The sequence below is a fragment of the Methylobacterium sp. genome (assembly GCF_019750675.1).
Classification (GTDB): Bacteria; Pseudomonadota; Alphaproteobacteria; order Rhizobiales; family Beijerinckiaceae; genus Methylobacterium.
Genome location: NZ_JAIEOF010000088.1, coordinates 1 through 4,484, shown reverse-complemented (window position 1 = coordinate 4,484; position 4,484 = coordinate 1). Strand labels below are relative to the sequence as shown.

Here is a 4,484-nt window from a genome sequence, read left to right as displayed (position 1 = left end):
GGAGGTCGCGAGCCGGCCGGGGCTGGCGGGCGACCGGGATGCCGCGCAGGACCATGCCCGGGCGGCGGCCTGGAGCCGCCGGCGACCGGCGATCCTGTCGCCCGCGACCGTCCTGGCACGCGCGCTCGAGGGGGCGGCGGGAACCGATGCGGAGCGCCATTCCGCCTTCCGGGCGGCGGGCACCGCTTATCGCCGGGACCGGCGTGCGTTCTTTGCGCCCCACATTCTCGCCCAAGCCCTCGATCCGGCCCCGGTGTGTCAGGGGCTGCCCCGCCCGGCTCGACTTTGCCGCCTACGACGCCGCTCCGGCCCTCGTGCCCTCCGTCCCGCGCGCAGCGGCCGAACACCAGGCGGTGGTGGCTCTCGGGTGCCTGGTTGCGGGAACCCAGCTTCTTGCCGCCCTGGCCTACCGTCGTCTTTCAGGATGGCCTGCTTGATGCGCCCGAACCGGAACGACGTCTCCTGGGAGGCCAGCCCGGTGGCGACCCAGCCTCGTGACGTTTCCGCCGCCCGTGGCCGGCGCGGGGATGCCGGACGCGGCGCCTCGTCCGTACGAGTGCGCCGCTACGTTCTCGATCTCATGCCGCTCATCGACGCGATGCGTGGGGAAGTCGGGGGGACGCCCCAGTGCCTCGCCCTGGAGCTCACGCGGCGGGGGATCTGCGAGCCGCGCGGCGGCGCGGCCTGGACACCGGTCGATGTCGGCCGCCTCCTGCACAGGATCGGAACGGAGCGCGCGCGATGAGAGCTGCAATCTCCGAGGAAGCGCAGGCTCTGCGGTCCCGCATCGTCTCCATCGACGCCCTTCGCGGGCTCGTCATGCTGCTCATGCTCGTCGACCACGTGCGGGAGTTCATCTACCTGCACGCCCAGGTCCGAGACCCCATGGATCTGAGCCTCACGCCGCCCGGCCTCGTCCTGACCCGGCTCACCTCGCATTTCTGCGCGCCGGTCTTCATCCTGCTCACCGGCCTCTCGGCCAGCCTCCACGCGCAGAAGCACGGCGACCGGCGGGCGACCAGCGTGTTCCTGGCCAAGCGCGGCCTCCTGCTGATCCTGCTGGAGGTGACGCTGGTGAACCTCGCCTGGACCCGCAGCCTGACGCCGCCGATCCTCTACCTGCAGGTGATCTGGGCCATCGGCCTCAGCATGGTGGCTCTGGCCGCGTTGCTCTGGCTCCCGCGCGCTGCCCTCATCCTCTTCGCCGCAGCGGTGATGCTCGGCCACAACGGGCTCGACGGACTCGTGCTCCAGCGGGGCGACACGGGGTATGTGCTCTGGTCGATCCTTCACCAGCGCGGCACCATCGAACTACCCTGGGGCGTGGCGCGCACCTCCTACCCCGTGCTGCCCTGGTTCGGCGTGATCGCGGCGGGCTACGCCCTCGGGCCGCTCTTCGCCGGAGCGGTCGCGCCGGGCACTCGCCGCGCGTGGCTCCTGGCGCTCGGCGGCACAGCGCTCGCCGCCTTCCTCAGTCTGCGGAGCTTCAACGGCTACGGCGAGCCGGTGCCCTGGCAGACGGGGGCGAGGCCCCTCATCACGGTGCTGTCTTTCGTCAACCTGACCAAGTACCCGCCGTCGGCCGACTTCCTGCTGCTGACCCTGGGCCTCGGCCTTGGCCTCCTCGCCCTGCTCGAGGCGGTACCGGCGCGACGTCTCGCCTGGCTGCTCACCTTCGGCGGTGCGCCGCTGTTCTTCTACCTGGCGCATCTCTGGCTGCTGCGCCTGCTCCACGACGGTGCCCTGGCACTCGGCCTCGCCGGTCCCTCCGACCGAATCGAGGCGGGGGCCCCGTGGCAGATCTGGCTGGTCGCGGCGATCCTGGTCCCGCCCCTCTGGCTCGCGTGCCGCTGGATGGTCCGCCTGAAGCGCCGGGCGGCCTGGCCGGGTTTGAGCTACCTGTGAATGCCTGTCGAACGCCTGCTGCCTGAGACTCGGTCGAAGCCCCACTGTGTTCTGCTTGGGTCGGTTTCCGCCCGTCGACTTTCCAGAGCTATCCCCGTCACCGCCGATCATTGATATCGGCCCAGGGCTCTACCGACTGCGCTTGAGGGGGCTTCATCCGCACGCTGGACGGTTGCGGTGACGCATTGTAGGCGTCCGCGGCCGAGGCAGGATCGCTACACCAGACGAGGTTGGCCCTTTGGATCATCATAGAGCCACCGCACCGCTGACGGTCTACCTCGACGTGGACGGCGTTGTGACGACGGTCGGCTATCAGCGGCAGGCCGGAAAAGACAAGCTCAACCCAGCCCAGGTCGCCATCGTCGCCGGCTTGGTGAGAGAGTTCGACGCCAAAGTGGTCGTCTCTTCGACGTGGCGCGTCGACGACTGCCGTCCGACCCTGGTCGAGGCCGGCCTTTCCGAGACCTGCTTTCACCCCGACTGGCGCACTGCCATCCTGCCGACGAGCCGAGATGCCAAGACGGGCGGCATGCTCTCCGCCGAGCGCGCCGGGCGCGGCGACGAGATCGCCGAGCACGCGACCCGGAACCGCATCACGGACTACATCGTCCTCGACGACGTCGAGGTTGGCCCCGTCCACCGGGGTCGTCACGTCCGGCCGCTCGCGGATTTCGGCCTCAGCGAAGCGGATCGGGGCCTGGCTCGGAGGCTGCTGGCCAGGATGGTCGACCTCCGCCTGGCCATGGACCGGAACGGCTCATGATCCACGACGGTCGATTTACGCTTCCGTAGGGATTGAACTTTCCGAAGGCTCGGGTCATTCCATGACAGCGGCGTGACACGCGCGTCACGCTGCCCCCCGACATCGACCAGGTCACTTCGACCTTCGCCGGACCAGCCCGTCCGGTCCGTCCTCGACACCGCGCTCGCGCGGTCGCTGGGAACGCGTCGCGTCGGGTCATCGCGTGGCAGGAAGGAGTGGCTGCAATGTTCAGGTTCAAGAATCAGGACACGACGTCCAGTCCCTCGCTGTCCGCCCTGGGCATCGTCGAACGGACGGCTGCAAAGGCCTATGCCGAACTCATCGCCACGGGCTGGTCCGAGATCGGTTTCGGGTACCATGGCACCGTCCACACGCATCCGGACCACTCGGACGTCGTCGTGCGCTTCGCACGCAAGGCGGACGGGTTCGGCGATTACGCGGCGCTGCTTCGCAAAGGGTTCCCCGGCTCCGACGGACCGCATGCGCCACGTGTCCACGACCTGCATGTGAGCCGTTGCGGCGCGCTGATGACCGTAGGGTCGCGTCTCACCGATCCCGCGCGCGACGCCTGGTGGCTGGCCTATGCCCACGCCGTCATCGCGGACCATCCGGGCGTTGCGATGGAGGAAGGCGTGCGCGACCGGTTCAAGGTGGAATGGCCGGCGCACGAGCCTCGGGTCGATCATCCGAGCTTCGACGGCATCCGCGATGCGTTCAGGGCGGCGTGGCCCGGATACGAGGCCTATGTCGCCGCCTTGCGGGCCGTGTCGCCGCAGGGGCTCGACCCGAATATCGGCAACGTTCTCGTCGGCGGCGACGGCAGTCCCGTGGTGAACGATCCGCTGTGCGACGATGGATACGGCCTGTGGCGCTCACCGCTCGCACGGATTCTGGCTCGCTGCGCGGACCTCCCGCGGCGACTGATCGGTGATGCCATCGGCAGAGCTCCCGCCCACGCCTGATCGCGGGGGCGATTTTTAGAGGATGGCCCAGTCTCGTCGGGCCGGTAGCTCCAACAGCACGAGAACTTGCATAGGACGTTGACCACAAACGGGGTCAACTCCACCGGCGAGCACGAACTCTAACGCGTCGACGACATCCATTTTCCCCGTCCCCTTAGGGCCGCAGACCGAGAAATTCTTACGATTGAGCGGGAGAGTGAGTTCCTTGATGCCCCGGAACTCGAAAATGGTGAGTGACTCGACCTCAATCATGGCTGCCGGGCATCGAACAAGGCAGGATCGAGCGCCGTCTCCCTCAAGTCCCGGTCAGCCAGGAGCGCGCCCCTGAGACGCGCGGCGATGTCAGCACACCCGTCCGTGCCAGCAAGGGCATCTCTGAACGATGTGAATATGCGATCGACGACACACAGGTCGCCCACCGAGCCGGCATCGCGCTCATTCGGTTTCCGCACAGTCGTCTCCCCAATTGTCAGGGAGCTTGGCTGCGCTCGGCGATGATGACGTCGGTTTCGAAGCTCAGCCCCGCTGAACCGCGGCCTCTGTGACTAACAAAGGTTCCGGCCAACATACCTGACCATAACCGTCTTTCGCCTTGGCCCTTACGTCTGGCCCTGGTGTGGACTTCGCGAAAGTGGCGACAGGGGCGAGCAATCGAACTCCCCTGTCGCGTGCTACCGATCATCCTCTTCGCGCAACCAGTCTTCCCTGTCGGCTACGACACAGCACGGTCGGGGTTTACGAGCAGCCCGTCGTGCCGCCGCAGGTGTCGCATTTCAAGCAGGTGCCGTTGCGGACCAGCGTGAAGTTCGCGCATTCCGGGCAGGCCTCGCCGACGTAGCCCTTCATCTTCGCCT

The 4,484-nt window shown here is 67.9% G+C and carries 4 protein-coding genes and 1 pseudogene; all 5 read left to right on the top strand.

Translation table 11 applies throughout. The features are described from left to right. Nucleotides 1-22 precede the first annotated feature (22 nt). A pseudogene (locus K2X24_RS24350) lies at nucleotides 23-220 on the top strand (DUF3526 domain-containing protein); the annotation flags it as partial. A 216-nt stretch (nucleotides 221-436) separates the two neighbouring features. Further along, a complete protein-coding gene (locus K2X24_RS04505) occupies nucleotides 437-745 on the top strand; it encodes a hypothetical protein (RefSeq protein WP_292495113.1) in 309 nt (102 codons plus the stop codon). Then, entirely contained in the window at nucleotides 742-1,905 is a 1,164-nt protein-coding gene (locus K2X24_RS04500) for a heparan-alpha-glucosaminide N-acetyltransferase domain-containing protein (protein ID WP_292495111.1), read from the top strand. The genes K2X24_RS04505 and K2X24_RS04500 overlap by 4 nt, the downstream gene beginning before the upstream one ends. A 238-nt stretch (nucleotides 1,906-2,143) precedes the next feature. Continuing rightward, entirely contained in the window at nucleotides 2,144-2,668 is a 525-nt protein-coding gene (locus K2X24_RS04495) for an HAD domain-containing protein (RefSeq protein WP_366934437.1), read from the top strand. A 224-nt stretch (nucleotides 2,669-2,892) separates the two neighbouring features. After that, the gene (locus K2X24_RS04490) at nucleotides 2,893-3,630 is read left to right on the top strand and encodes a hypothetical protein (RefSeq protein WP_292495107.1); all 738 of its coding nucleotides are present in this window, start codon (nucleotides 2,893-2,895) and stop codon (nucleotides 3,628-3,630) included. Nucleotides 3,631-4,484 lie beyond the last annotated feature (854 nt).

Coding starts and splice junctions, on each gene's coding strand:
- K2X24_RS04505 (WP_292495113.1), top strand. CDS start 437: ATGCGCCCGAACCGGAACGACGTCTCCTGGGAGGCCAGCCCGGTGGCG.
- K2X24_RS04500 (WP_292495111.1), top strand. CDS start 742: ATGAGAGCTGCAATCTCCGAGGAAGCGCAGGCTCTGCGGTCCCGCATC.
- K2X24_RS04490 (WP_292495107.1), top strand. CDS start 2,893: ATGTTCAGGTTCAAGAATCAGGACACGACGTCCAGTCCCTCGCTGTCC.